This is a genomic window from Variovorax sp. 22077, assembly GCF_052044195.1.
Classification (GTDB): Bacteria; Pseudomonadota; Gammaproteobacteria; order Burkholderiales; family Burkholderiaceae_C; genus Variovorax; species Variovorax atrisoli.
Genome location: NZ_JBQEQC010000022.1, coordinates 53,182 through 78,371 on the forward strand (window position 1 = coordinate 53,182; position 25,190 = coordinate 78,371).

Genomic DNA, 25,190 nt, shown 5'->3' on the forward strand with positions numbered 1-25,190 from the left:
CCGTGGGAGCGGCAAAGGGGGGGCTGACGGCCCTCAGTCGGTCGTCGCCCGAACAAACTCGCCGTTTTGGGCCATGATCTGCTCAAGCGAACGTCGGCATTGCAATTCTTGTCGAGCCAACCAGGTTGCATCGGCCACTTCCATCGCGTGAAGGCAGATCTTCGACGTCGCCAAGCGCGAATAGTTTTGCTCGACGTAGGACAGGCCGGCTTCGCGCATCGCGTTCCATGCGGCCTCGTCACGATACAAGCGCAAGACCTCGGCAGCGAAATGTTCAGGGTCGTCCGTGGTGGCGAGATGAGCGTCGCCAGGGTTCGCAATGCCCTCAGCAGCAATAGCCGTTGCCACGCTCGGTACCCCATGCGCCAGCGATGTGACAAGCTTGCCCTTGATGCCCGCACCGTAGCGCAGCGGCGCCACAAATACGCGCGAAGTCTCGAAATACGGCGCCAACTCTTCCACGAAGCCCGTGACCACGATGCGGTCCGACGCCAGCGCAAGCACTTCAGGAGGCGGCTTGTTGCCCACGACGAGCAGCCTGGCACCTACGGGCAGCTCCCTCTCCATCGCCGGCCAAATCGACTTGACGAAGTAGAGAATCGAATCGACGTTCGGCGCATGTGGGAAGTTGCCCAGGAACATGATGTCCGCGCGGCCGGCAAAGGCAGGCGTGTCACGGTACACGTCGGCGATCCATGGCAGCACCACCATGTTGCCCAGCGGTGCCGGCAAGGATTGCTGGATCACGTCGCGCTCGATCTCGGTGTGGACGAACGAGGCATCCGCCTGCGCGAACATCTCGAGTTCCAGCTTTTTCGTGACCTTGGCAGAGAACAGGGCCTCCGGCGTGTTCGACGTCTCTGCAGCACGGGTCTCGCGCAGGAAATGGAGGTCGACGTTGGCGAACAGAATTCGCGTGCTGGGCGCCCTTTCCCGCAGTTGGGCATACACCGGATGCGCAACGTTGTAGCGGTACAGCAGCGCGTAGTCGAACTGGTTGTCTGTGTCGAGCAGTTCCGTGATGCCAGATGCAAAGGGCATGTAGTAGCAGCAAACACCGCGGCGCTGTAGGGCACCCGTGTATTTCTTGGACCAATATGGCGAATGCTGCGGGAGGAAGCTCTCGCCAAATCCGCATTCCCGGTAGGCGCTCATCACTTCATCGGTCACGATGGAGCCGGAATCCTGGTCCGGGGTCGGCGTGAGTGCGTCCACCACCAGGATATTGCGACGCACGCGCCAGTTGGCGGCGCGCATCGAACTCGTGCCCGGCTGCGGGTGCGACTTGAGTTCGGCGCTGAAGCGCTTGGCGAACTTCTCAAGATTCGTCACCTGGTAGGCCTTGATGCCCTTGGTGGTGTCACGCCCGTGGGTGATGCCTTCGTAGTGAATGGCACGCGAGGTAGGGACGAACCAGACCTCGTAGCCAACACGGCGCAAGCGGAACGCCAAGTCCGCATCCTCGCAGTAGGCGGGCTTGTATTCAGGATCGAAGCCGCCGAGTTCGTTCCATACCGACTTGCGCAACGCGATGGAAGCGCCGGAAATGAAATCGGCTTGGCGAGCGAAGCAGTACTGCGGCAAGTTCGGATCTTGGTTGCGACCGTAGTTGTGGGCCGAGCCATCGCGCCAGAAAATACCGCCGGCCTCCTGCAAAGTACCGTCGTCGTTGAAAAGCTTGGAGCCGACCATGCCGGCCTTGGGAAACAGAGCGAAGGCGTCGACGAGTTCGTCGAGCCAGCCTTCGACCACGCGGGTGTCGCTGTTCAAGAGAACGACGATCTCGCCGTTTGCCAGTTGCACCGCAGAGTTGCAGCACTCGAGAAACCCGCCGTTCTCGGCTCGTCGCTCGTGACGGATCCACGGAATGACCTTCAATACGTCCACGCGCGACGCCGCCGGCGAAGCATCGTCGGCGACGATGATTTCGACCGAGTGCTTCGAACGCAGCTTGACGAGCGAGTCGAGGCAATTGAGCACGAAGTGAGTTTGCCCGTAGACCGGAATGATGATCGACACCTTGGGCGCGGTGGTTGTCACCTGCATCAGAGGCTTCTTCGCGGCCATCGCCTTCGCGGCTGCCTCAGCCGTCGCCCCAGCCTCGCGCTGCGCGAAATCGAAGCCGGCTCCTGCAAAGTAGGCTTGGCCTGCAATCAGTTCGTACTGAATCACGTCGTCAGGCAAAGCAAAAAGCCGCCCCCCGTCAGACCACAAAGCTTCCGCACTGAGCGCTCGAGGCAAAACGCGGCCTTCGGCGCGGCCAAAACGCACCCAATGGACGAGCGGATTCAGGTTGGCCTTGCGCAGATCTGGGTTCTCGGCCATGTAGGTCCGCATCGAGACGCTGGGCGACGGCTCGAAACCAACTTTCCAACCCTGCGTCAAATAGTGCTTGAGCGGATCCTTGCCGCTGATCGCCACCACAGGATATTCGTTGAGATAGAAGTCGGCATCGAAGAGTCCGCCCTCCTGGATCGCACGGACGTCCGCTGCGGTGTGCCGCGCACTGATGCCTAGGACGCGCAGCGCCTTCTTAAAAAGCCGAACGGCCTGCTTGAGTTCGTTAATCAAATCTTCTCCACTGTGGGCGTCTTGGTGCGCCCGCTTCGTCCGAAAAAGCTCGACGAGGCACGATCGGCAGCTAAGCCGTTAAAACGAGTAGCCCATCTTGTTGCGGCGCAGGTCTGCCTCGACCATCATCGCGCACAGCTCCTCTAGCGTGGTCTTGGGCTCCCAGCCGAGTTTTTCCTTGGCTCGCGCCGGATTGCCGATCAGAAGCTCGACTTCTGCAGGCCGGTAGAACTTGGGGTTCACGCGGACCAGCGTCTTGCCGGTGGCGATGTCAATACCGACCTCGTTGTGTTCTTCACCCTCGAAGCGAAGCTCGTAGCCCGCAGCCTTGAACGCCATGTCGACGAAGCGGCGCACGGTCTCCGTACGATTAGTGGCAAGAATGAAAGTGTCGGCGACGTCGGCCTGGAGCATGCGCCACATGCCCTCGACGTACTCCTGAGCAAAGCCCCAGTCACGCTGGGCGCCCAAGTTGCCGAGTTCGAGCACATCGAGCTTGCCGAGTCTGATCTTGGCGGCTGCATCAGTGATCTTGCGCGTAACGAACTCGCGTCCGCGCAGCGGACTTTCATGGTTGAACAGGATGCCGCTGGCGCCGAAGATGTCATAGCTCTCGCGGTAGTTGATCGTCATCCAGTGCGCGAATAGCTTGGCAACGCCGTAGGGGCTGCGCGGATAGAACGGTGTGTCCTCGACCTGTGGAATCGCCTGCACCTTGCCGAACATTTCCGAGGTCGAGGCTTGGTAGAAGCGAATGCTTCGGTCGGTCAGACGAATGGCTTCCAGCAAATGAAGCGCGCCCATGCCGGTGATCTGCGCGGTTGCATCGGGCTGATTGAAGCTCACGCCGACAAAGCTCTGGGCAGCAAGGTTGTAGACCTCGTGCGGCTTGGCTTCCTTGATGAGCGTGAGGGAACTGCCTAGATCGGTGAGGTCATGTTCGACCAGCTTCAGGTCAGGGTGATCCTGGATGCCCAACTCTTCCATCCGCCAGAAGTTGACCGAACTGGTGCGGCGGAACGTGCCATGCACGGCATAGCCTTTGCTCAGCAGGAGCTGGGCCAAGTAGGCGCCATCCTGACCAGTGATGCCGGTAACAACTGCGATTTTCTTCATGGGTAGTTGGAAATTTCTTAATCTGGAAAACGTGTCGCGTAATTGTGCCGCAATGATTCGCCCAGCTTTCGGAGGCAGGCCCAGGTAACCAGCAATGGGCTTTTCCACCACACTTAACCAAGGCATCCAGGGCGTGGGAGCACACCTTGTCGATACCAACGTTCAGTGGACGCCTGCTCAAACCAGCCTCGGACCACCCATTTGAAGCACGACCAATACGGTAGTGAAACACTCGACGAAGGCTTTCTGGCTTGAAATTGTCAGAAGTCAATACCAGCCGAAACTATCTGCAAGCAGTGAGCGATAGATGTTGGGGCCAGTGGATTCTCTTACGAGGGGGCTCCACTCACTCTCTCTCACTTCGCCACGTGATTGCTCGCTGCACTCTCTGAGCAAAGGACCCAAACGGCGAATGCGCGGCAGATAGCTGAGCATCCGAAGCCTCCAGAAATGGCCTTGAATCGGTGCGGGCAAAACCTTTCGCACCCTCTGCCTTGAGACGAAAAAGTTCTGCCAGTTGGTTGTCATCCGGCGCTGCACACAGGTGGGGCGCCATCATACGGATGGTTTCGGAAGGCTCGTCCCACCACCGCAAAGTGAGCAGAGCGTCGCGGATCTCTGGCGTGAATCGAGTTTTCAGCAGCTTTGCCGGGTTGCCACCCACGATTTCAAAGGGCCCTACGTTTCTTACTACGTTCGAGTTCGCAGCCAAGACTGCACCGTCACCGATCGTGACCCCCGACATGATGGTGACGCCGTGGCCAATCCAAACATCGCTGCCTATCTCTACGCCTCCACGTGTTGCCGGATGGCCCTCAATACCTTCACCGCCGAGTTCATCGGCAAAAATGTGGCCGAAGGGAAACGTCGAGATCCATTCGGTCCGATGATTCCCACCCAAAAAAATGGTGATGCTGGATGCGAGCGAGCAAAAGCTGCCGATACGCAGTGATGCTCCCTCACCCCATTCCCTAATGGCCACGTTCTCGAAGCCATAGGTAAACCGTCCTATGCTTACCTTGCTAGCTCCAACAGTTAGCTCTTGCTGGTGTTTCATAACTTGCCCCAAACCCAAATAAATTCAGGCGCAGGCAGTACTGCTTGAAGCGCCGGATGTGCCCCTCGAAAATGAACGCATAGGCATTCTGCCGCCCCACTTGGCGACCGCTGCTTGAGCAAGAACGATCACGAATCGTGCCGAGCTAGCCAGGCGGCCACGTGCGGCACAATCGAACGCCTTTATGCCATTCGAACAGCCAAAACCATGATCCTCGACGCCATCCAGCCGAACCTGGCTATGTTCATCCGCCCGCTGCGCCTGGTCTCCAGCGGCTGGAGCGGGCATGTGCCCTTCGGCGCCTGGCTCACCGCCGTGCAGCAACCTCGCATTCTGGTCGAGTTGGGCTCGCATTTTGGCATGTCGTATGCCGCCTTCTGCCAGACTGTCCAGAATGAGGGCCTCAATACCAAGTGCTTTGCGGTCGACACCTGGCAGGGCGACGAGCACGCAGGCTTCTACGGCGACAGCGTTTACAACGACTTGGCTGCGTTCAACGACAAGCATTTCGCAAGCTTTTCGCGCCTCATGCGCATGACCTTCGACGAGGCCACGACCTACTTTGAGGACGGTTCAGTCGACCTGCTGCACATCGACGGACTGCACACCTACGAGGCTGTGAAGCATGACTTCGAGAGCTGGCTGCCCAAGTTGTCGGACCGCGCCATCGTGCTGTTCCACGACACCAACGTGCGCGAACGCGACTTCGGCGTCTGGCAATACTGGGCCGAGATCACAAAGAAGTATCCCGGCTTCGAGTTCGATCACTCGGCAGGCTTGGGCGTGCTGGCCGTCGGCCCCAACCAGCCAGCGGAATTGCGCAAGCTCCTGGACCTGCCCAAGGACCAGGCTGGCGCCAAGGCTGTCAAGGAAGTCTTCTCCAGCCTGGGCGAATCCACGCTGCGCCGCTGGGAGCTCGAGAGCACGCGCCAGGAACTGGCCTCCAAGGCCTCGGACGTCGAGCGAGTGCTCGCCCAGTTGGCCAATGTCGACAAGGAGCTGAGCACCCTGCAGAAAGACCACCTCCGCGCAGCCGGCCTGCTGGAGCAGTACGACCGCACCATCAAGGAGACCCACGCCCTCAATGAAGCGCTGAGCGGCGAACTCGCCCGCAGCGAAGCCGCACGTGGCGGTGTCGAAAATTCGCTGTCCTGGCGCATCACAAAGCCGCTGCGCGCCGCGCGCCGCATGTTCAAGGGCTAGACCGCAAAGTGACTTTCAGCTCGCCCGGCTTCCTGTTCGGCTTCATGCCGATCGTGTTCCTGTTGTATTTCGTTCTTCCCGCACGCTCGCGCAACGCGTTCCTGATGTTGGCGAGCTTTGCGTTCTATTTCGTGGACGCCGGGCTGGTGTCGGTGGTTCTGCTGGGGTCGGTGGTTGTCAACGCAATCATCGGCAACGCGCTTCACCGCATGCCCGCCGACGGCAGAGCCCGTGCCTTGCTGGCGGTCGGCGTGGTGACCAACCTTGTGCCGCTGATCTACTACAAGTACTGGAACTTCATGCAGCGCGCGGCACTGGACGCGGCCGCCGCACTCCAGATGCCCGCTTCATGGACGCTCAGCGACATCGTGCTACCTGCGGGTATTTCGTTCTTCACGTTCCAGGGCATCTCGTACATCGTCGACATCTACCGGCGCGACGCGCCGCCCGCGCCCACGCTGGTCGACTTCGGCATGTACCACACGTTGTTTCCCCAGCTCATCGCCGGGCCGATCGTCCGCTACAGCGAGTTGGTGAGCCGCATCCAGCACCGCCCCGTTCGCTTGGAAGATGTGCATGCCGGGCTACTGCGCTTCTGCCTCGGCCTGACCAAGAAGATCGTCATTGCGGACAACGTGGGCGTGGTCGCAGACCGCATGTTCGGGCTGCCGGCCGACCAGCTCGGCACCGCCGCCGCCTGGATCGGCATCCTGGCGTACACTCTGCAGATCCTGTTCGACTTCTCGGGCTATTCCGACATGGCGATCGGCATGGGTCGGATGCTGGGGTTCAAGTTTCCGGAAAACTTCAACCAGCCCTACCGGTCGCACAGCATCACCGAGTTCTGGCGGCGCTGGCACATGACGCTGTCGCGCTGGTTCCGCGACTACCTGTACATCCCGCTGGGCGGCAACCGCGCGGGACCGGTGCGCACGTACCTCAACCTGCTCATTGTGTTCGTGCTGTGCGGCCTGTGGCACGGAGCGGCCTACACCTTCTTGCTGTGGGGGCTGTTCCACGGCGTGCTGCTGGTCATCGAGCGGCTAGCGCTGAACCGGTTCGGCTGGACGCCGCGCGGCTTCAGCGGCTGGCTGACCACGCTGCTGCTGGTGATGGTCGGCTGGGTGCTGTTCAGGGCGCCGTCGGCCGGCGTGGCCGGGCACTACCTGATGGCAATGGCCGGCGTGACGGCGGCCGAGACGCCCGCAGCCGCATGGTCTGTGCTGACATCCGACAAGCTGCTCTTTCTGGTGATCGGCAGCGTGGCGGTTCTGGTGCCCGAAGACTGGCGGCTCTCAGCCTGGCAACGCGCAGGCGACTCGATTGCCGCGCCGGTGCTCTCGCTGGGCGCTCTGGCGCTCTTCGCCTACTCGGCCATGCTGATCGCAGCCAACGGATTCAATCCGTTCATCTATTTCCGCTTCTGAGATGCGCTCCACCGCCACCCGCCGGATCTTCATCACGGCCTTCTTCATCCTGACGCTGCTGCCGGGCCTGCAGATGGCCACGCGATGGCTGCCGGAGATGACCATCGACGAACAGCGCACGCTCGCGGCCCCGCCGAGCATGGCGCACCCGGATCGCTACCTGCAGCAGGCCAACAGCTGGTTCTCGGACCACTTCGGGTTTCGCGCGCTGCTGATCCGGCTCAAGGCAACAGTCGACTACCGCCTGTTCCACGTGTCCGACAAGGTTCATGTAGGCCGGGACGGCTACCTGTTCTACCGTAGCACCCTCGACGTCGAGAAGCCGGCCGTCGACGCTTACCTCGCCACGCACGAGGCCGCCATTGTCGAAGGGGTGCGGCGCTATGCCGAAGCCCTGCATCAAAAGGGAATCGGCATGGTGATGGTGGTCAACCTGCTGGGCGACCGGTTCCTGCCCGACAAGTTGCCAACTTCGGTTGCCGAACGGCCGCCACTTCGGCGCATCGATAGCCTGATCGACAAGCTAAGGCAGGTTCCCAACGTCACCTTTGTCGACAGTACGGCAATCTTGAGAGAAGTCGAGAAAACGCGACCGATCTTCCACCGCACCGATTTTCACTGGAACGATCCAGCAGCATATCCGGTTGCCAAAGGCGTGGTCGATGCGATGAGCCGTGCCGAAGGCCTGTCGGACAGCGCATGGGCGCATCCGCTTCGCTACGAAACACAGTCATACAGCGGCGGCATCGCCCGCTTCATGCCGCTGCTGCGTTCACCGTCCGAAAAGTCTCTCTTCGTGACGATGTCGTGGCAGTTGCCTGCAGGGTTCACGAGCGTGTCAGGCCCGGCGCCGTATACGGACGTCAGCCATGTCGCCCCTGGCGACACGGGGTTGCTGCACCCTGTTTTGTTCATCGGCGACAGCTTCATGGACGCCTGGATGCGCAATGGCATGGCGGCCTATTTCGAGTCTTCTTACCGCCTGCGTTGGGGAGAAGGCTTGCGACTTTCAACAATCACTTCGGCCATACCTTCAGATGCGCGGTGGGTCACCGTGCAGTTCATCGAGGTGCAGCGGCCTGCTTTGTTGGCGTTCGCGGATGAGTTGGACGTCACCCGTTCCATCAAGATACTCGAAGCGAGACGGACGCCCTGATCCAGGGGTTCACGTGCTCGATTTTGCGACGAAAGCAGCAACGCGCTCGCTGAGCTTCGGCCAAGTCGTGAATTGCCGCCGCTCATAGTAAAGCGCCCCCTCATGCGGCCTCGAAGCCAACCGCTCGGGAGAAACCGGCTGCATCGCATCCCGACCGCCAAACACGTAGTGCAGCAGCACGAATGGAAACAGACCGATCCACGTCTTGCGCTGCGTCGGATAACTGAGGCAGTGACGCATGAACGCAATGCGGTGTCTCCAGGGAACCGCGACGCTTTCTACCGGCCCATTCATAGGCAGAGGCCGCATGACGTTGAATAGCTGACCGGGACGCCTGTAGCCGTTGTAAAGCGACGACTGCCTTGCAAGATGCAGCAGCCCCGCGTGCTGCGCGACGTTGACGCCTACCGCGTGCAATGAATCATGGTCGGGATGACCGCCTTCCCAAGCTGGCAAGTACAGCCCGCACAGAGATGGGCAGGCGTCGATCCAGCCGCGCAGCCAGTCCGCGGCATCGCCAAGGCGGTGCATCAACGCGCCATCGTCGATCTCCAATTGCTGCCCAACGAAGATCACGTCGTTCGACCCAACGCCGAGTTTTTCCAGCACGGCGAGCGACTCGCGATTACGCGCCTCAGGAGACGCACCGCCCACAGTGCCCGTGGTCATGAATGCGCAGACCACCCGAGCACCGGAGGCACGTTCATCGAGGATCTTCTGGAACACCCCGAACTCGTCGTCTTGGTGCGCAAAAAGAAAAAGTGCGGTGCCTGCGGTCATGCCATGACGGTTCGCGTTCAAGACTTGGCGCGTACGCGCTTGAGCCGGTGCGACTGCGCGATCTCGTTCACGAACTTGATCTTGGCCGGGATCATGAACGGCTGCAGCCGCTCCTTGCCCAGCTTGCGGATGCCGCTGCGCGCCGCCGCCTCGTCGAAGCCCTCGCGAAGGATGACCTGCGCGCAGACGATCTTACCCAGCAGCGGGTTGGGCTCGCCGTACACCACGGCATCGGCCACTTCGGGGCAATCGAGCAGCACGGCCTCGACTTCGGCCGGGTACACCTTCTGGCCGCCGACATTGATGATGTCGGACTGCCGCCCCAGCACGCGGATCCATTCGCCATCAGTTTCGACCAGATCGCCCGTCATGAGGAAGCCGTCTTCCGTGAACGGGCTGGGCGCATTGATGTACCCCAGCATCGCCGAATCGGCACGGATCTGCAGCATACCGTCGACCACGCGCACGTTGTAGCCTTCGCCCCCGAGCTTGACCCAAAGCGAGTCGGGCGAACGCGACTTAGCGCGCAGCACGCCGAGTTCGATCATTCCGTAGGTCTGTCGCAACTCGATGCCCGGGAACACCTTGCGCATGTTTTTCAGCGTCGCTTCTGGCATTGGCTCGGCGCCGTAGGTGATGAGCTTCAACGAGCCGAGGTCGTGCCCCGTGTAGGCCTTGCTGATCAAGAGCATGCTCAGAAAACTCGGCGTGGCCGGCAACAGCTCGATGCGGTGCGCAGCCACCAGGGCGCAGACCTGCTCGGGCGAACGGCCGGCCGGCACGACGATGAGGCACAGGTTCGACAGGCAGTGCAGCAGCGTGTTGAGCCCGCCCCAGTGGTCGAACAAGAGGAAGTTCAGGGTGATCATCGCGGGGCGAACCGCGTGAAACTTCTCCATGAGCTTGGAGAAATCGTGCACTACAGCCTTCGGCTTGCCCGACGAGCCGGAGGTGAAGAGCACCAGGCCAGGCGCGGCGCGCTCGATCACGATCTTGTACAGATCAGGCAACGGCCTCGCGGCGAGCTTCTCGAAGCTGGCCTCGGTTTTCGACACGTCGATCAACCATTCGGGCGCGACGTCGTCGATCGAGGCGCCGAGGCTGTCGTACGCCTCGGGCGTCAGCGGAATGATGATGCAGCAACGCTCGATGAGGGCCAGCAGCATGCTCACGGCCAGCGCCGAGTAGTCGCCGCGCAGGATCACCGGCACGCCGGGCTGCACGCCGGCCGCCTCGAGCGCCTGCAGCTGCTGCCCGATGGCGGTGGACAGTTCGCCGTAGTTGACGGAGGCTCCGCGGAACACAACCGCCGGGGCTTCGGGTTTCGACGCGAATCGGTCGAGAAGAAATTGGATCTGGCTCACGGTCAGGCCTTCAAACTTGGATGAGAACGGTGGCCCAGGACAAGCCCACGCCGAAGCCGCAAAGGACGATGGTCTGGCCTTCGGCGACGACGCCCCGGTCGATGAGCTTGGCCAGCACCACGGGAATGGAGGCCGAGACGAGATTGCCGGTGTCCTCCATGTCGACGATCATCTTCTGCCCGGGTATCTGCAACGCACGCGAAATGCCGTCGAGAGCCAGGCGGCTGGCCTGGTGGAACACGAACAGCGAAATGTCGGAGACGGCAAGCGCATGCTTGCCGAGCATCTCGCGCACGGCCGCCGGCACGGCGTTGTTGAAGAAGCTCAACAGCCCGATGCCGTCCATGCGGATGTGATCGTCGCTGTAGATGCGGCCACTGCGATCGAGTTCGGCAGGCGGGCCTCCGGAGGTCGACACATGGCGGGCCCCGCCGTTCTTTACGATGAAGCGATCGGCGTTCTTGCCGGACGTGCCGAAGCTCGCGTCGATCACACGCAGTTTCGGCTGCTGTGCGGAAACGACCGTGGCCGCAGCACCATCACCAAACAACGGCCGGATCGACCTGTCCAGCGGATGTACCAGGCGCGAATAGGTATCCGCTGTGACGACCAGGACCCGGCTTGCGGTGCGGCTCATCACGAGGCTGCGCGCGATGCCCAGCGCATAGACAAACCCAGAGCAAGCGTGCGTGATGTCGAAGGCCATGACCGACGGCTGCATGCCGAGCCGGCCGTGCAGCAGTACCGAATTCGGAGGGAGCACATGGTCAGGCGTCTGCGTGCAGAAAATCAGCGCGTCGATGTCGGCCGCGCCAATGTCGAGACGCCGGAACACGTCGGCGCTCGCCTGCATCGCGAGATCGAGCGCAGTTTCTCCTTCGGCTGCGATCGGCCTGGAGGACACACCGGTTCGCTCGATGGTCTTGGACATGTCCCAGTGCGGGTTCTCGGCCTGCAGTTGGTCGTTGGTCACGGCCAGGGCGCCAAGGCTGTAGCCGATGCCCTCGATGCCGACGCTGGCGTTATCTGTCATCGAATTTGCTCCAGAACTCGCCCAGGGCGAACGGCTTGCCGTGGCCCGGATGCACTACATAGCCCGCGTCCAGCTGGCGCAGGTCTTCAAGCGTTTGCGCCAGCTTTTTCTTGTCGCCGCCGGGCAGGTCGGTCCTGCCGGGGGCTCCGGGCAGCAGTGTGTCGCCGCTGAAAAGGTTGTTGCCGACGATCAGGCAGGTGCTTCCGGGCGTGTGGCCCGGCGTGCGAATGACGCGCACGACGAACCCATCGAGCGCCAGTTCGTCGCCCTCCAGTTCGGCCAGATTGCGGTCGAACTCCGGCACCTTGATGCTGGTCTTGCTCTCGAACAGGATCTTGTATATGTTGGCCTGCTTCATCAGCTTGGCGTCGTCACCGTGCAGGTAGAACGGAATGCCGAATTTTTCCTGCACGGCGGCCACCGCGCCAATGTGATCGTAGTGCGCGTGCGTGTTGACGATGGCAACCGGTGTCACGCCGAGCGTGTCGATGAGCGCGAGTAAGCCCTCAGCGTCGCTGCCCGGGTCGACGATCAGCGCCTTGCGCTGCGCATTGCCGACCACATAGCAGTTCTGCCGCCATTTGCCGTTGGTGAAGGTGAAGACGCTGTCGCCGTCGGTGCTGCTCTGGGTGTGGCTCGTGCTGGTAGTCATCACAGCCCCCCGAAATAGAGCGTCTGGCACGTCATGTTGCGCGCCAGGGGTGAAGCAAAGAAATTCACCGCATGAAGAATCTCGTCCACCTCGAGCACCTTCGGCTTCAGCATGTTGGACTGCTTGGCAGACACGGCCTTTTCGCCGAGCGCCTCAAGCATGCCCGAGTTGCTCACGAGCGACAGGCCCAGCGTATTGATCGTGATGTCGGCGTTGCCGCATTCCCTGGCGAGCACGTTCGAGAAAGCCTCCACCCCCGCCTTGCTGGCGTTGTAGAGGGAGCTGCCGGCACTGCCCAACGGAACGTTGATGGACGAGAAGTTCACGATGCGGCCGTACTTCTGGCGCTGCATCAGTTTGAGAGCTTCCCGGGAAACGAAAAAGGTTCCAACCAGGTTCGTGCGGATGATGGCCTCGGCATTGGCCGCCCGCGTCAGGATACCCAGGCTGGCCTGGGAAACTCCCGCGTTGTTGACCAGCAGCGTCAACGGCACCTTGAGCGCCGCGATGTCCTTGAACATGGCGACGACGCTCTGCTCGTCGCTGATGTCGACGACGAAGTGCGTGTAGTTCGGGTGCTCGATGTCGGACGACTGCCGCGAGCAACCCGACACGATGGCGCCGGCCGCGAGAAGCCGCTCGACCAGCCCTCGGCCCAGGCCCCTGCTGGCACCGGTGATCAGAATGCGGCCGTCCTGCATGTTCAAGCCAGCAGGTGGGTCACGTGCTGCAGCAGCGTGCCGACGGTGGCGAAGGGGCTCTGCTCGGTCTCGAAGGCGGTGTCGTCCACCACCGTGATGGCCTTGCCGGTCTTCTCTTCGATGATCCGCTCGACAGCCAGCAGCAGGCGCACCAGCGCGAGCGAGTCGACGTTGCTGCCTTCACTGAGCAGCGCGGTGCTCGGATCGTTCGCGATCTGCGCGTCGGCGTCCTGATCTGCGTTCACTTCGAGGATCGCCTCATCGACGATCTGTTTTGCCAAGTCACTCATGATGTTCCTTCCAGTTTAAAAATAGTCCAGGTCTGCCAGCGAAAAGAACAGGTCCGCTCGCGCCATGGCGCCGCGCCTGCCCTCGACGGCATGAACGAATATCGGCGTCGGATGCGGTAGGTGGCGGTCGGGGATGCCAATGAACGGAAAACCGCCCATCCACTTCAAGGCCGGGTTGTGCAGGTTCGCAATGGTGAACACCGCGTCGCAACCGGCGTCGGCCGCCACACGCGCCGCCATCAGCTTCAGGTGCACAGATTCTCCGCCCGACAGCGGCCGCGACAACACGGAATCCATGATGACCATGATCTTCAGCCCTGCCAGTTCAACCTGCTTGAACGCCAGGTAGCCCAAGCATTCCTGCTTTTTCCAGAGCCACTTCACGTCGCCGCGGAACAAGGTGCCTTGAGAAAATCGCCAGTCGACGAACGCATCGTCGCGCGCGAGGTGCGGGCCTGCATAGTCCCGAAAGCGCCGGAATACCTCGGCCCTTTCGGCTTCTTGCGGCACCGGACCGAACATCAGCAGGGTGCCCCATGCGCACGCGCCCGTGGCCGCGCGGATCAGCAGCCGCCAGGGTGACGCCAGGAAATTGCCGAACGCGATGAGCACGCGGTTCGACACGAAGCGCCCGATCGCGCCGGCAACGCCGATCGGCAAGCCCGTCGCCTGCAAGGAAAACGCAACCGGGAACTTGAACAGCTTGCGATAGAAGACGTCGCTCACCTCGTTCGAGGTGTGAAATACGACGTCAATGCCTTCAGGCGCACGCACCGCACGGGTCATGGAGATCATGGTCGCGGCATTGCGCTCTTCGGGCTTCACCACGAGGTCGGTGACGGTGGCCCCTGCGCAAGACTCTGCCGCGCCCAGCGACACGCGCCGCGGCTGCAAGAAAGAGCGGCCCACCAGTTCACCCTGCGGATTTCGGGCGCTGATGCTCGTGGACACGCCGCCCGGGTTGCCCAAGTGCTTCCAGCGAAGGTGTTCTCGGTCGATGACTTCAGGAGTGGAATACACCGCGGCACCGACTGCGATCTGCTCGTCGAGTCTGTCCGCCTGAAGCGCCTCCAATCGAATCTTGTTCATCAGATTTGTGACGCCTGTGCTCAGATTTTCTTGTCGATCGAAAGAACGACCAGACCCACCACCACAAACGCCAGACCGATCCAATAGCTTCCGCTAGGCATATTGCGCTGAATGATGGCCTGGAAAATTGCGGTAAAGAAAATCGCGGTCGACGAAATGGGGTAAGCATATTTCACGTCGAAACGCGACAAAATATAAACCCAGAAAATCATGGCACAGCCATAGATAAAAATGCCGAACCACAACCACTTGCTAGTGAGTAACGCGTTGATCGACAAACCACCGAGCGCAAAAACTTCCTTCGAAGCCTGGGAAAGCACCAACTGCCCTGCACCCATGATCATTGCAAACAGCAATGTCAGCATGACATTAAACATTATTCGATTTGTCCGTGTTGGAGTAAATATTTTCCGGCAACTAGATTACAGGGCACGTCGTGAAATCTTCTTGTGCAAAGGGGTACGCGGAACTGCCGCAATGTCCTGACCGAAGAACGAAAGAATCAATTGAATTCCCATCAGAATGGGGAGCGCTGCAAGCATAACCGTACCTGAGGAGGTTTCAACGCCAACCCGCATGGAATTGATCCAGTGATAGATACCAAAAACACCACCGCCACAAAACAATAGAAGTCCAGCGGGCAATTCCAGCGAGCCAAGCGACATGTCCCGCAGGTAGTAGTTATAGCCAATTCGCTTCATGAAGTTTCTCGCGTGCTTGAAAAGAAATTCAGTAACGATTTTCGAGATTTTCAGGTTACTGACCTCATCGCCGTATTGCGCCTCCATTGGCACATCCATGACCACTGCGCGCAATGTGTTGAGTCGGAAAAGCACATCAGTTTCAAAGAAATAGCGCCGACTCAATTTCTCCATAGGCAGGTGTTCCGCGACACGCGCATGAATGGCTGTGTAGCCGTTCGTCGGGTCGAAGAGGTCCCAGTAGCCAGACGACAGCTTGGTCATCAACGAAAGAACCGCGTTCCCGAACAGACGAATCTTGGGCATGGCACGGACTTTTTCCAAGTCGAAGAAACGGTTCCCCTTGGTGTAGTCAGCCTCGCCTGAAAGGATAGGGTCAACAAAATTGGGAATGAGCGCCGGGTTCATCTGTCCGTCACCGTCGATCTTCACGATGACTTGGGCCCCATCCTTAATTGCCGCGCGATAACCTGTCATCACTGCGCCGCCGACACCCTGGTTTACCTCATGGAAAACGATCGTAATTCTCGGGTCGGTGCAGTTCGCCTTGACGAAGTTGCCCGACTGATCTGGACAGGCATCGTCGACCACGTAGATTTTCCAGACATACGATGGTATCGAGGCAATCAGTGGCGCTATGTGCCGGGTGACCTTATAGGACGGAATCACGACCGCGATCCGGGCGCTCGACGTCTGCGTTTCGTAGCTGAAGGAAGTCATTGTTTGAAAGATACTTCGCTGAAAGTGACGGGAACATCGGTCTGGCCCGACGCGTAGACAACGGCAACGGCAGCGTGCCGGGGAGCCCTGACTTCCATGGAATAAGACTTGGTGTCGGCGGTGCATTCGAAGACTTGAATGCTCACCCCGATGAAGCGCCCGGCGGCATCCATCCAGTTCACCTGCATGCGTCCCTGCGTCGGTTGTGTGCCGCACTCGCTTTTCACGCTGTTCTTATATCGGCGTCCAGCAATGACTGGGATCTGCTGTGTCGCGACGTTCGTTACATTGACCGAGATCGAGCCCGGGCGCACATCCGAAATATCGGCGGGCAGTGACCAACCATCTCCGGTCGCAAAATCGGGGTTGCGCAGCAGCTCCTGCGAAAATCGGTATTGCTCCTTTACACGACGCACTGCAATGGGAACAAATGCAGTCACCAGATCGCTAGCGTCCTCAATCAGCCTTCGCTGCACCGGCGTGCCCCATCCTGCATCGAGAATTAGATAGTCACCGCCCGCCTGTACTATTGCCTTGGCCATAGCGCCAACCGTGTCGGCCTCGGTCACAGCACGCTCGAATTTCATGTTGTACCAGCTGGGATATAGGGCGTTCGAATGAAGGCCTGCTCCCAATGGTGAAGAAAACATGGCGACTGGAGCATCGTCGAGGTTGAGCTTGTTCACAACGTCTACCGCGCTCCGAATGGGCAGACGCTCGCGAATAAACGCCTCCCTCCCGGCCGAACTGAATAGCGGCTGCGCAACTATGTCACCGTAGTGCGTAGCCGATTTTAAAAATACGAGATTCAGCAGAATGACAACCGTACCGGCAGCCCAAAGTACTCTGTTCCCCATTGAAGAGGTGTTTTGCTGCTGAGAAAACGCGGTAGCGATCAACGCGACCATCAGCACAACTGCCGGAAAGATGTAGCGCAGATAGGCGATCGACTGAAAAGTCACCACCGCCGAGACGGCGCCAGTAAAAAGAATCGCCAGAGCGCGCGACTTTCCCTTGCGCGCAATTAGCACGACTGCAGGCAGCAGCAAGACGAGCCATTGGAAGCCGCTGGCACCCGGCCAGCTTTCGAGGAAGGCGTCCGAGTGGAAGGTTGCTTTGTATAGGGTGTCCCACTTGAAGCCTTTGCTCCAACGCGAATCCTGGAAGTTGACGAACGGCCAAAGCTCCGAGCGGAAAATCTCGTTGAAATAAGGAAACAGCGGATTTTTGGTCAACACCCACGCGTTGAGGTAGGGAACGCAGCCCACGAGCACAAAAAGCCCCAACGCACGCGCAAAGCGCCCCGCCGCGAGCTTCGTGGCCCACACGCGGAAACGCACCAGAAAAATGATGAACAACCCAGGGAGGATTGACAATGTGATCGCTTTTGCAGCCAAAGCGCCGCCGAGCAGGATTGCTGCGGCGCGAATGTCTACAGACTGCAGTCCGTCGCGCTGCAGCGCCCTGAAAAGCGACAGCGCGCCTGCGACCGCGAAAGCAGCCCAGATCGATTCGATATACAGGCTGCTGCTTTCGAGCAGCGTCAGCGGCGTGGTGAGCAATAGCAGCGCGCCCCATTTCGAACCCGTCCGGCTCCCACCCGCCCAACAAACGAGCTCGCGCACCAAGCAACACGTGGCCAGCACAAAACCTACATTCACGAGGCGAGCGCCCGTTTCGCCCGCCAGCATGTATCCCAGCGAAAACAGCCAGTCACCCATCATCGGCATCACAGCCCACACATAAAGGCTGACGTCAAAGCTCCAAGCGTGGCGCGCTGCAAGGTGCGCCGGAATGAATAGGTGCGATGCCAGAGCGTCGTGCCCGGTTTCGGGCATCAGTCCAACGACGAAGTGAAGCAGCGCAACTCCAACGATCAACAGATCGAGGCTTGATGTTGACTTGCGCTGAGCAAAAGTAAGGGCCGACAGAAGCAACTTGCGAATCTGCCGCCAGCCAAAGACGACCGGCAACGCCAGCGCGATCGCATACACACCCGGATAATTGACGGGCTGGTGCGCAGCGAGGCCAATCAACGACCCATAGACGACGGCGCCTACCAGTACAGAGATAAGGATCGAGGGTACTTCGCTGCGCTTGCTCCATAGCGTTAGCACGGTTGAACCCACCACATAGCTGGCGAGCACGATCCATATCACGACAAACAATGCGCCAGCCGAGCCCGTGGCCAGTCCAATGGCAGTCGCCACGACCGCGCCTGCCGCAATCCGGTGGATGCCGAGCCAGCGCGAACCTATTTCGGCAAACAACATGCCGCCTGCCAACACCACAGCGTACGGCTCTAGCGCGTCCCAGCGTACAGCAGCGATCGAATGCCAACTCAAATGTTGCAAGCCTGTCGCCGTTGCCACTACTCCCGCCAGGAGCAGGGCAAACACGGCGGTGGATCTGATATTCATTGGCAACGCTTAGAAAAAATGCGAGGGGGTGGGGTTCTTCATTGTCGCCGCCGTGATGAGCTGGCCGAACGAATGCAGGCCGCAAGACGCAGCCGCGCGAACAGGAAAACGGGGCGAGCGCTCGAAAAATAACCGTGCCGGCGAACCGCGCACGGCGTCATTCAAATACTTCGGCGTCGGCCAGACGTTTGCCGGCTTGGTCTTTGGCGGACAAGATGAAATCAGTCTGCAGGTCGGGCCAAGCGATGGCAATCGCCGGGTCGTTCCAGGCAATACAGCGTTCGTTGGCAGGGGCGTAGTAGTCAGTTGTCTTGTAAAGGAAGTCAGCGGTTTCGCTCAGCACCAGGAACCCGTGCGCGAATCCCGCGGGCACCCAAAGTTGCTTGTGGTTTTCTTCGCTCAGTTCCTGTGACACCCATTTACCAAAGGTCGGCGACTTGCGCCGGATGTCCACTGCCACATCGAGCACCGCGCCGCGCACCACACGCACCAGCTTGCCCTGTGGCTGCTGGATCTGGTAGTGCAAGCCACGCAGCACTCCCTTGGCTGAACGCGAGTGATTGTCCTGAACGAAATCGACATGCTGGCCGACAGCTTCATCGAAGGCTTTCTGATTGAAGCTTTCGAAGAAGAAGCCCCGCGTGTCACCGAACACTTTAGGTTCGATCACCATCACATCGGGGATGGCCGTTGGCGTGGCTTTCATGACCGCACCTCATCGTTCAACAGGTGCCGCAGATACTTCCCGTACCCGCTCTTCTCCAGCGGAGCCGCGAGCTTCTCCAATTGTTCGCTGGAGATAAAGCCATTGCGCCACGAGATTTCCTCGGGGCAAGCAATCTTCAACCCCTGCCGATGCTCCAGCGTCGCAATGAACTGGCCCGCTTCCAGCAGGCTGTCGTGCGTGCCCGTATCCAACCATGCATAGCCGCGCTGCATGATCTGCACGTTCAACTGGTTCAACTCAAGGTACGCTTGGTTAACAGCGGTGATCTCCAACTCGCCACGCGCGCTCGGCTTCACGGCCTTGGCAATATCCACAACCTGGTTGTCATAGAAGTACAGCCCCGTGACCGCGTAGCTGCTCTTCGGCTTGAGCGGCTTTTCCTCGATGCTGCTGGCCTTGCCCTTCGCGTCGAACGCGACCACGCCATAGCGCTCCGGGTCCTGCACGTGATACGCGAACACGGTGGCTCCCGACGGCTTCTTGTCGGCATCCGCCAGCAGGTTCACGAAATCGTGGCCATAGAAGATGTTGTCGCCCAACACGAGCGCGCTGGGCGAGTTGCCAACGAACTTGTCGCCGATGATGAAAGCCTGCGCAAGCCCGTCCGGGCTGGGCTGCACCTCATACTGCAGATTGATGCCCCACTGGCTGCCATCGCCCAGCAGTTGCTGGAACCGCGGCGTGTCTTGCGGGGTGCTGATGATCAGGATGTCGCGCATGCCACCCAGCATCAGCGTGCTCAGCGGGTAGTAGATCATCGGCTTGTCGTACACCGGCAGCAGTTGCTTGCTGAGCGCCAGGGTTGCGGGGTGCAGGCGAGTGCCCGAGCCACCGGCCAGGATGATGCCTTTGCGTTGCGTCGTCTTGGTCATGCTTCTGTTTTTTCGTGGGTGTTCTTCAAAGCGTCTCGCGCAGCATGCGCGCAACGCCTTCCTGCCAAGGCGGCAGGCGCAGGCCAAAAGTGGTCTGCAGCTTGGTGGTATCGAGACGCGAGTTGTGCGGGCGCTTCGCCGGGGTCGGGAAGGCGCTGGTCGGCACGGCCTCGACAGCCTGCGGGCCGGCCTTGAGTTCGACGCCGGCCTGCTGCGCCATTTCGAGCACGAAGCGCGCATAGCCGTGCCATGTCGTTTCACCGCCCGCAATCGCGTGATAGAGCCCAGCCTTGGCCGGATCCTGCAGCGTGGCGCGGATGGCATGGGCCGTCACGTCGGCCAGCAACTCGGCACCTGTGGGCGCACCGAACTGGTCGTCGATGACGGTCAGCTTGTCACGCTCCTTGGCCAGGCGCAGCATGGTCTTGGCGAAGTTGCCGCCACGCGCCGCGTACACCCAGCTTGTGCGGAAGATCAGGTGGCGCGGGCAGTGCTGCGCCACCAGTTGCTCGCCTTCGAGCTTGGTCTGCCCGTACACGCTGAGCGGGCCGGTCGCGTCGTCTTCCTTCCAGGGTTTGCTGCCGCTGCCGTCGAAGACGTAGTCGGTCGAGTAGTGCACCATCAGCGCGCCGATCTGCTGGGCGGCTTCGGCCACCACGCCGGGCGACGTGGCGTTGAGCTTGCGCGCGAATTCGGGTTCGCTCTCGGCCTTGTCGACGGCCGTGTGTGCTGCAGCATTCACGATCACGTCGGGGCGGACCTTCAGCACCGTCTCGGCCAATTGCTCCGGCCTGCTGAAGTCGGCGTGGAAATCGGTGCTGTCGAAGTCGAGCGCCACCAGTTCGCCCAGCGGCGCAAGGCTGCGTTGCAGTTCCCAGCCGACCTGTCCGCCCTTGCCCAGCAGCAGCAGCTTCATGCCGCGGCCTTTGCGTCGTATTGCTTCTCGACCCACTCGCGGTAGGCGCCGCTTTGCACGTTGCGCACCCACTCGGTGTTCGCGAGGTACCACTCGACGGTCTTGCGGATGCCGGTGTCGAAGGTCTCGGCGGGCTTCCAGCCGAGTTCGGCTTCGAGCTTGCGTGCATCGATGGCGTAGCGGCGGTCATGGCCGGGGCGGTCGGTGACGTAGGTGATCTGTTCCTTGTAGGGCTTGCCGTCGGCCTTGGGGCGCAGCTCGTCCAGCAGCGCGCACACGGTATTGACGATCTCGATGTTCGGCTTCTCGTTCCAGCCGCCCACGTTGTAGGTCTCGCCCAGTTTGCCGGCCTCGAGCACGCGGCGGATGGCGCTGCAGTGGTCCTTCACGTACAGCCAGTCGCGCACCTGCATGCCGTCGCCGTACACGGGCAGCGGCTTGCCGGCCAGCGCGTTGACGATCATCAGCGGGATGAGCTTCTCGGGGAAGTGGAACGGGCCGTAGTTGTTGGAGCAGTTGGTGGTGAGCACCGGCAGGCCGTAGGTGTGGTGCCAGGCGCGCACGAGGTGGTCGCTGGCGGCCTTGCTGGCCGAATACGGGCTGTTGGGCTCGTACTTGTTCTCTTCGGTGAAGGCCGGGTCGGTCTTCGAAAGCGAGCCGTAGACCTCGTCTGTCGACACATGCAGGAAGCGGAAAGCAGCCTTTTGGTCGGCCGGCAGCGCGCTCCAGTGGCCGCGCACCGATTCGAGCAGGCGGAAGGTCCCGAGCACGTTGGTCTGCACGAAGTCTTCGGGGCCGTGGATCGACCGGTCGACATGCGACTCGGCGGCAAAGTTGACCACGGCGCGCGGCTTGTGCTCGGCCAGCAGGCGGTCGACCAGAGCGCTGTCGCCGATGTCGCCCTGCACGAAGATGTGGTGCGGGTTGTTCTTGAGCGATGCGAGCGTCTCGAGGTTGCCGGCGTAGGTCAGCTTGTCGAGGTTCACGACAGGCTCGTCGCTGGTCGCGATCCAGTCGAGTACGAAATTGGCGCCAATGAAGCCAGCGCCGCCGGTAACCAAGATCATGGGGTCCCCTGAATGTTGAAGGTCATCGCCGTGTCGCAATGAACCTTAACGTTCGATTATCCCATTGGGCCAATTGGCGGAAACACAAGACGTTACCATTCTGTCCTCGGCGTGTTTACAATCGTTCGCGATACCGCAGGAGAGCGGGCCACCCCGGTGGCCCTACCGAAGGCGCAAACTCCCATAAACGCTCAGGTCGGCCCGACGAAGTCTTGGATTTCGGCAAGGGGTCAGTACTGCATCAACTGAAACGCCGTCTGGAGAGACGCCACTTCACGTGGCGCACCGAAGGAGCAAATTCGTTGCAATGGCGCAACGAATGAATCTCTCAGGTACCGAGGACAGGGGGAGCGGCAACTTGGACAGCGGTCGTCCAGTTGCTTACTATTAAACAAATAGTACTCACCCGATCGCCGTTCAAGCGCTGCAACCTCAAAGGTATTTGAAATGCGCGTGATCGTCCTCGGCGCCGGCCTGCTCGGCGTGACTTCGGCTTACTACCTCCAGCAACTCGGCCACGAAGTGACCGTGATTGATCGGCAGGCCACACCGGCCGCCGAAACCAGCTTCGCCAACGGCGGGCAGATATCCGTCAGCCACGCCGAACCCTGGGCCAACCCCAGCGCGCCGCTGAAGGTGCTGCAGTGGCTGGGCAAGGAAGACGCCCCGCTGCTCTTCCGCATGCGTGCCGACATGCGCCAGTGGCTCTGGGGCCTGCAGTTCCTGCGCGAATGCACGCCGGCGCGCACCCGCCACAACATCGAGCAGATCGTTCGTCTCGGCACATACAGCCGCTCGATGTTGCAACAGTTGCGCCGCGACACCGGCCTCAGCTACGACCAGCGCACCCAAGGCATCCTCCACTTCTACACGACGCAGAAGGAGTTCGACGGCGCCCTCGAGCCCGCCGAGCAGATGCGTGCCCTGGGCTGCGAGCGCCGGGTCATCTCGGCCGACGAGGCCGTGAAGATCGAGCCCGCCCTCGCCCACATCCGCCCCAAGCTGGCCGGCGCTACCTATACGGCCGAGGACGAGTCCGGCGACGCCAACCGCTTCGCGCGCGAACTCGTCGCGCTGGCCGCCGCCGCGGGCGTGAGGTTCCTGATGAGCCACACCGTGACCGCGTTGCGCGAGGCCGGCGGCAGCATCGACCACGTCGAGGCCACCGACAGCGAAGGCCGTTTCCAGCGAATCCGTGGCGACGCCTTCGTCCTGGCGATGGGCTCGCTGAGCCCGCTGTACGCAGCGCCGCTGGGCATCCGGCTGCCGATCTACCCGGCCAAGGGCTATTCGGTGACCCTGCCCGTCAAGGACGCCTCCAAGGCCCACCAGGTCTCGCTGACCGATGACGAATTCAAGCTCGTGTTCTCGCGCTACACCTCCGCATCGGGCGACCGCCTGCGCATCGCAGGCACGGCCGAGCTCAACGGCTACGACCGCGACCTGAACCGCGTGCGCTGCGAAGCCATCGTGCGCCGCGTCGAGGAGCTCTTCCCCGGCGCCGGCGACACCACCCAGGCCCAGTTCTGGACCGGCCTGCGCCCGGCCACGCCGAGCAACGTCCCGCTGATCGGCAAGACGAAGCTGCCGAACCTGTTCCTCAATACCGGCCACGGCACCCTGGGGTGGACGCACGCTTGCGGCTCGGGCAAGTCGATCGCGCGGATCGTGAGCGGGCTGGCGCCGGAGGTGGATTTCGCGTTCACGGGGATGCCGGCGCCCAGTCCCCGCGTTCCTCAGCCCGCTCTGGGCTGACGAGCCGGCAGGCCATGGATCACGCCTTGAAGGTGATCCAGGGCCTGAGCCGCACCGCGCAGCGGATCAGCCCGGCGCGTTCCTGCGCGTCGATCACCTCGCCGATAGGCTTGTAGGCCTGCGGCGCCTCTTCGATCCGGCGCTCCTCGCGCAAGGTCACGCATTGCCAGCTGGCCTGTTGGTCGGCAGTCGCGGGCCGCATCGCGCGCACCTGCTGCCGACGCATCCGCCGGCCGGCGCCATGGCTGCACGACCAGAGCCAGTCCTCATGCCCGAGCCCGGAAGCCAGATACGAGTAGTCGCCCATCGAGCCCGGAATAAGCGCCAGGTCGCCTGCATTCGCCGGCGTCGCTCCCTTGCGGTGGATGTTCATGCCGCGTTCCCGCAGCACGACGTTGTGCGGCACGTCCACCACCAGCTTCGACGACGAGGCACCGAGCAGTTCAGCGAAATCCTTCCGCACCAGTTCGGCCAACACGACACGGTTGGCCCATGCATAGCGTGCCGCCACGCCCATGGCCTCCAGGTATTCGTCGGCCAGCGGCCCCGCCAGACCGTAGAGACCGCTCTTCGGATGGCGCAGGCCGCCAGGCCACTCGGCGCGGGCGCGATCCATCCATCGCCCTCCCACGTGAAATCCGATGTCGCGCGAGCCGCTGTGGATCATCACGACCACATCTCCCGTCTTCAGGCCCGCACGGTAGGCCTCATGGCGGTCCAGGACATGGTCGACCACCTGCAGCTCCACGAAATGGTTGCCGCTTCCCGGTGTGCCGAGGCAGGGGTCACGGAACACCTCGTGGCGGCCGCCGATGTAGGCCTCGGGTGCATGCCGGGCACTGCCGCCGAAGCTCGCGAGGCCGATGCAGACATCGAGCTCGGCCTGCATCCGGTCGCGGTCGCACGACGACCACAGCCCGCCGCTGCGCACCGCCTCCAGGAAAGCCGAGGGGCCCACGTCGAACAGCGCCCTGAACGCCGTCGTATGCACCGGCACGTCGCGGCCGTTGTCGAGCAGGCTGCGCGTGAGCCTCTCGACCAGCCGCGTCCTGTGCGGAGCCACCTGGTCGAGCGTGAGCCCGGTGGTCAGCAGGCGCATGCCGCAGTTGATGTCGGTCCCCACTGCCGCGGGAATGACGAAGTCGGGGTCGGTCGCGACGACGCTGCCGACGGGCGCGACGGAGCCCGGGTGGAAATCGGGCGTCGCGCAGGCCTTGCACACGCCCTTCTCGCCGTCGGGCGAGCGCACGCTGGCGAATGCCAGCAACTGGTTCACCGCCTTTTCTTCCAGTGGAAGACTGGGCGGCAGGAGCACCGTGGCCTGCGAGGCCTCATGGTGCAGGTGATACACGCCATCACGGTAGTCGATGGCGATGCCGGCGCGCGAGAAGGCACGCTGGAGTCTGGAGAAGCGAGGATCGCTCATGGCTGCTGTTCCATTCGGGAAACCATGTCGGTTTCCTGCCTCGTCGCACTTTGCGTGGAGAGGCGAAAAAGATCGGCCGCGCTCGCGAGGGAGGCGATGCGCGGCTGGCTCTTTCTTGCAGCAGCAGAGATTCAAGAAAGCGGGCGG

At 61.5% G+C, this 25,190-nt stretch carries 22 protein-coding genes and 2 riboswitches; of the genes, 4 read left to right on the plus strand and 18 right to left on the minus strand.

Annotated elements, in window-relative coordinates:
• Window positions 1-33 precede the first annotated feature (33 nt).
• The 3 genes from ACTJLF_RS26445 to ACTJLF_RS26455 form a co-directional block, all read right to left on the minus strand.
• Entirely contained in the window at window positions 34-2,571 is a 2,538-nt protein-coding gene (locus ACTJLF_RS26445) for a glycosyltransferase (RefSeq protein WP_440884219.1), read from the minus strand.
• Between the two features lie 78 nt (window positions 2,572-2,649).
• Window positions 2,650-3,687: a GDP-mannose 4,6-dehydratase gene (gene gmd, locus ACTJLF_RS26450; protein WP_440884220.1), complete on the minus strand. Its 1,038-nt coding sequence runs from the start codon at window positions 3,685-3,687 to the stop codon at window positions 2,650-2,652.
• A gap of 346 nt (window positions 3,688-4,033) precedes the next feature.
• Window positions 4,034-4,744, minus strand: coding sequence for a CatB-related O-acetyltransferase (locus tag ACTJLF_RS26455; protein ID WP_440884221.1), 711 nt, complete (start codon window positions 4,742-4,744; stop codon window positions 4,034-4,036).
• Between the two features lie 207 nt (window positions 4,745-4,951).
• On the opposite strand from ACTJLF_RS26455, the gene ACTJLF_RS26460 reads away from it, so the two are divergent.
• The 3 genes from ACTJLF_RS26460 to ACTJLF_RS26470 are packed head-to-tail and all read left to right on the plus strand — an operon-like array spanning window position 4,952 to window position 8,530.
• Window positions 4,952-5,947, plus strand: a complete 996-nt coding sequence (locus ACTJLF_RS26460; RefSeq protein ID WP_440884222.1) for a class I SAM-dependent methyltransferase — start codon at window positions 4,952-4,954, stop codon at window positions 5,945-5,947.
• Window positions 5,948-5,955: 8 nt separating this feature from the next.
• Complete coding sequence (locus ACTJLF_RS26465) at window positions 5,956-7,374, plus strand: MBOAT family O-acyltransferase (protein WP_440884223.1); 1,419 nt, start codon at window positions 5,956-5,958, stop codon at window positions 7,372-7,374.
• A 1-nt stretch (window position 7,375) separates the two neighbouring features.
• Window positions 7,376-8,530, plus strand: coding sequence for an alginate O-acetyltransferase AlgX-related protein (locus ACTJLF_RS26470; RefSeq protein WP_440884224.1), 1,155 nt, complete (start codon window positions 7,376-7,378; stop codon window positions 8,528-8,530).
• 9 nt (window positions 8,531-8,539) lie between these two features.
• Here the strand turns inward: ACTJLF_RS26470 and ACTJLF_RS26475 are convergent, their stop codons facing one another.
• From ACTJLF_RS26475 to rfbB, 14 genes are all read right to left on the minus strand, one after another.
• Window positions 8,540-9,310, minus strand: a complete 771-nt coding sequence (locus tag ACTJLF_RS26475) for a PIG-L deacetylase family protein (protein ID WP_440884225.1) — start codon at window positions 9,308-9,310, stop codon at window positions 8,540-8,542.
• A gap of 17 nt (window positions 9,311-9,327) precedes the next feature.
• On the minus strand, window positions 9,328-10,674 hold the full coding sequence (locus ACTJLF_RS26480) for a class I adenylate-forming enzyme family protein (protein ID WP_440884226.1): 1,347 nt from the start codon (window positions 10,672-10,674) through the stop codon (window positions 9,328-9,330).
• A 10-nt stretch (window positions 10,675-10,684) separates the two neighbouring features.
• Window positions 10,685-11,707 (minus strand): 3-oxoacyl-ACP synthase III family protein, encoded by a 1,023-nt coding sequence (locus tag ACTJLF_RS26485; RefSeq protein ID WP_440884227.1) that lies wholly within the window; start codon window positions 11,705-11,707, stop codon window positions 10,685-10,687.
• On the minus strand, window positions 11,697-12,389 hold the full coding sequence (locus ACTJLF_RS26490; RefSeq protein WP_440884228.1) for an MBL fold metallo-hydrolase: 693 nt from the start codon (window positions 12,387-12,389) through the stop codon (window positions 11,697-11,699). Before ACTJLF_RS26490 ends, ACTJLF_RS26485 begins: the two co-directional genes overlap by 11 nt.
• Window positions 12,359-13,060, minus strand: coding sequence for an SDR family NAD(P)-dependent oxidoreductase (locus ACTJLF_RS26495; protein ID WP_440884263.1), 702 nt, complete (start codon window positions 13,058-13,060; stop codon window positions 12,359-12,361). Before ACTJLF_RS26495 ends, ACTJLF_RS26490 begins: the two co-directional genes overlap by 31 nt.
• Before the next feature lie 2 nt (window positions 13,061-13,062).
• Window positions 13,063-13,350, minus strand: coding sequence for a hypothetical protein (locus ACTJLF_RS26500; RefSeq protein ID WP_440884229.1), 288 nt, complete (start codon window positions 13,348-13,350; stop codon window positions 13,063-13,065).
• Window positions 13,351-13,365: 15 nt separating this feature from the next.
• A complete protein-coding gene (locus ACTJLF_RS26505) occupies window positions 13,366-14,439 on the minus strand; it encodes a hypothetical protein (RefSeq protein WP_440884230.1) in 1,074 nt (357 codons plus the stop codon).
• Window positions 14,440-14,459: 20 nt separating this feature from the next.
• Window positions 14,460-14,804: a hypothetical protein gene (locus tag ACTJLF_RS26510; RefSeq protein ID WP_440884231.1), complete on the minus strand. Its 345-nt coding sequence runs from the start codon at window positions 14,802-14,804 to the stop codon at window positions 14,460-14,462.
• Window positions 14,805-14,861: 57 nt separating this feature from the next.
• Window positions 14,862-15,860, minus strand: a complete 999-nt coding sequence (locus tag ACTJLF_RS26515; RefSeq protein WP_440884232.1) for a glycosyltransferase — start codon at window positions 15,858-15,860, stop codon at window positions 14,862-14,864.
• Entirely contained in the window at window positions 15,857-18,280 is a 2,424-nt protein-coding gene (locus ACTJLF_RS26520) for a hypothetical protein (RefSeq protein ID WP_440884233.1), read from the minus strand. Before ACTJLF_RS26520 ends, ACTJLF_RS26515 begins: the two co-directional genes overlap by 4 nt.
• A 157-nt stretch (window positions 18,281-18,437) precedes the next feature.
• On the minus strand, window positions 18,438-18,986 hold the full coding sequence (gene rfbC / locus ACTJLF_RS26525; protein WP_081268335.1) for a dTDP-4-dehydrorhamnose 3,5-epimerase: 549 nt from the start codon (window positions 18,984-18,986) through the stop codon (window positions 18,438-18,440).
• Window positions 18,983-19,879, minus strand: a complete 897-nt coding sequence (gene rfbA / locus ACTJLF_RS26530; RefSeq protein WP_440884234.1) for a glucose-1-phosphate thymidylyltransferase RfbA — start codon at window positions 19,877-19,879, stop codon at window positions 18,983-18,985. The genes rfbC and rfbA overlap by 4 nt, the downstream gene beginning before the upstream one ends.
• A 25-nt stretch (window positions 19,880-19,904) precedes the next feature.
• Window positions 19,905-20,795: a dTDP-4-dehydrorhamnose reductase gene (rfbD, locus tag ACTJLF_RS26535; protein WP_106935829.1), complete on the minus strand. Its 891-nt coding sequence runs from the start codon at window positions 20,793-20,795 to the stop codon at window positions 19,905-19,907.
• Window positions 20,792-21,862: a dTDP-glucose 4,6-dehydratase gene (rfbB, locus tag ACTJLF_RS26540; RefSeq protein WP_440884235.1), complete on the minus strand. Its 1,071-nt coding sequence runs from the start codon at window positions 21,860-21,862 to the stop codon at window positions 20,792-20,794. The genes rfbD and rfbB overlap by 4 nt, the downstream gene beginning before the upstream one ends.
• Window positions 21,863-21,988: 126 nt before the next feature.
• A riboswitch (glycine riboswitch) is annotated at window positions 21,989-22,092 on the plus strand.
• A gap of 17 nt (window positions 22,093-22,109) precedes the next feature.
• Window positions 22,110-22,217, plus strand: a riboswitch (glycine riboswitch).
• A gap of 92 nt (window positions 22,218-22,309) precedes the next feature.
• On the opposite strand from rfbB, the gene ACTJLF_RS26545 reads away from it, so the two are divergent.
• Entirely contained in the window at window positions 22,310-23,617 is a 1,308-nt protein-coding gene (locus ACTJLF_RS26545; RefSeq protein ID WP_354326487.1) for a D-amino acid dehydrogenase, read from the plus strand.
• A 19-nt stretch (window positions 23,618-23,636) separates the two neighbouring features.
• Here ACTJLF_RS26545 and ACTJLF_RS26550 read toward each other — a convergent pair whose 3' ends face one another.
• Window positions 23,637-25,043: an RtcB family protein gene (locus ACTJLF_RS26550; protein WP_440884236.1), complete on the minus strand. Its 1,407-nt coding sequence runs from the start codon at window positions 25,041-25,043 to the stop codon at window positions 23,637-23,639.
• Window positions 25,044-25,190: the final 147 nt, after the last annotated feature.

Bases quoted from the DNA above. Each gene is read 5' to 3' on its own strand.
- gmd (WP_440884220.1), bottom strand. From the start codon at position 3,687: ATGAAGAAAATCGCAGTTGTTACCGGCATCACTGGTCAGGATGGCGCC.
- ACTJLF_RS26455 (WP_440884221.1), bottom strand. From the start codon at position 4,744: ATGAAACACCAGCAAGAGCTAACTGTTGGAGCTAGCAAGGTAAGCATA.
- ACTJLF_RS26460 (WP_440884222.1), top strand. From the start codon at position 4,952: ATGATCCTCGACGCCATCCAGCCGAACCTGGCTATGTTCATCCGCCCG.
- ACTJLF_RS26470 (WP_440884224.1), top strand. From the start codon at position 7,376: ATGCGCTCCACCGCCACCCGCCGGATCTTCATCACGGCCTTCTTCATC.
- ACTJLF_RS26475 (WP_440884225.1), bottom strand. From the start codon at position 9,310: ATGACCGCAGGCACCGCACTTTTTCTTTTTGCGCACCAAGACGACGAG.
- ACTJLF_RS26485 (WP_440884227.1), bottom strand. From the start codon at position 11,707: ATGACAGATAACGCCAGCGTCGGCATCGAGGGCATCGGCTACAGCCTT.
- ACTJLF_RS26495 (WP_440884263.1), bottom strand. From the start codon at position 13,060: ATGCAGGACGGCCGCATTCTGATCACCGGTGCCAGCAGGGGCCTGGGC.
- ACTJLF_RS26500 (WP_440884229.1), bottom strand. From the start codon at position 13,350: ATGAGTGACTTGGCAAAACAGATCGTCGATGAGGCGATCCTCGAAGTG.
- ACTJLF_RS26505 (WP_440884230.1), bottom strand. From the start codon at position 14,439: ATGAACAAGATTCGATTGGAGGCGCTTCAGGCGGACAGACTCGACGAG.
- ACTJLF_RS26510 (WP_440884231.1), bottom strand. From the start codon at position 14,804: ATGCTGACATTGCTGTTTGCAATGATCATGGGTGCAGGGCAGTTGGTG.
- ACTJLF_RS26515 (WP_440884232.1), bottom strand. From the start codon at position 15,860: ATGACTTCCTTCAGCTACGAAACGCAGACGTCGAGCGCCCGGATCGCG.
- ACTJLF_RS26520 (WP_440884233.1), bottom strand. From the start codon at position 18,280: ATGAATATCAGATCCACCGCCGTGTTTGCCCTGCTCCTGGCGGGAGTA.
- rfbC (WP_081268335.1), bottom strand. From the start codon at position 18,986: ATGAAAGCCACGCCAACGGCCATCCCCGATGTGATGGTGATCGAACCT.
- rfbA (WP_440884234.1), bottom strand. From the start codon at position 19,879: ATGACCAAGACGACGCAACGCAAAGGCATCATCCTGGCCGGTGGCTCG.
- rfbD (WP_106935829.1), bottom strand. From the start codon at position 20,795: ATGAAGCTGCTGCTGCTGGGCAAGGGCGGACAGGTCGGCTGGGAACTG.
- rfbB (WP_440884235.1), bottom strand. From the start codon at position 21,862: ATGATCTTGGTTACCGGCGGCGCTGGCTTCATTGGCGCCAATTTCGTA.
- ACTJLF_RS26545 (WP_354326487.1), top strand. From the start codon at position 22,310: ATGCGCGTGATCGTCCTCGGCGCCGGCCTGCTCGGCGTGACTTCGGCT.
- ACTJLF_RS26550 (WP_440884236.1), bottom strand. From the start codon at position 25,043: ATGAGCGATCCTCGCTTCTCCAGACTCCAGCGTGCCTTCTCGCGCGCC.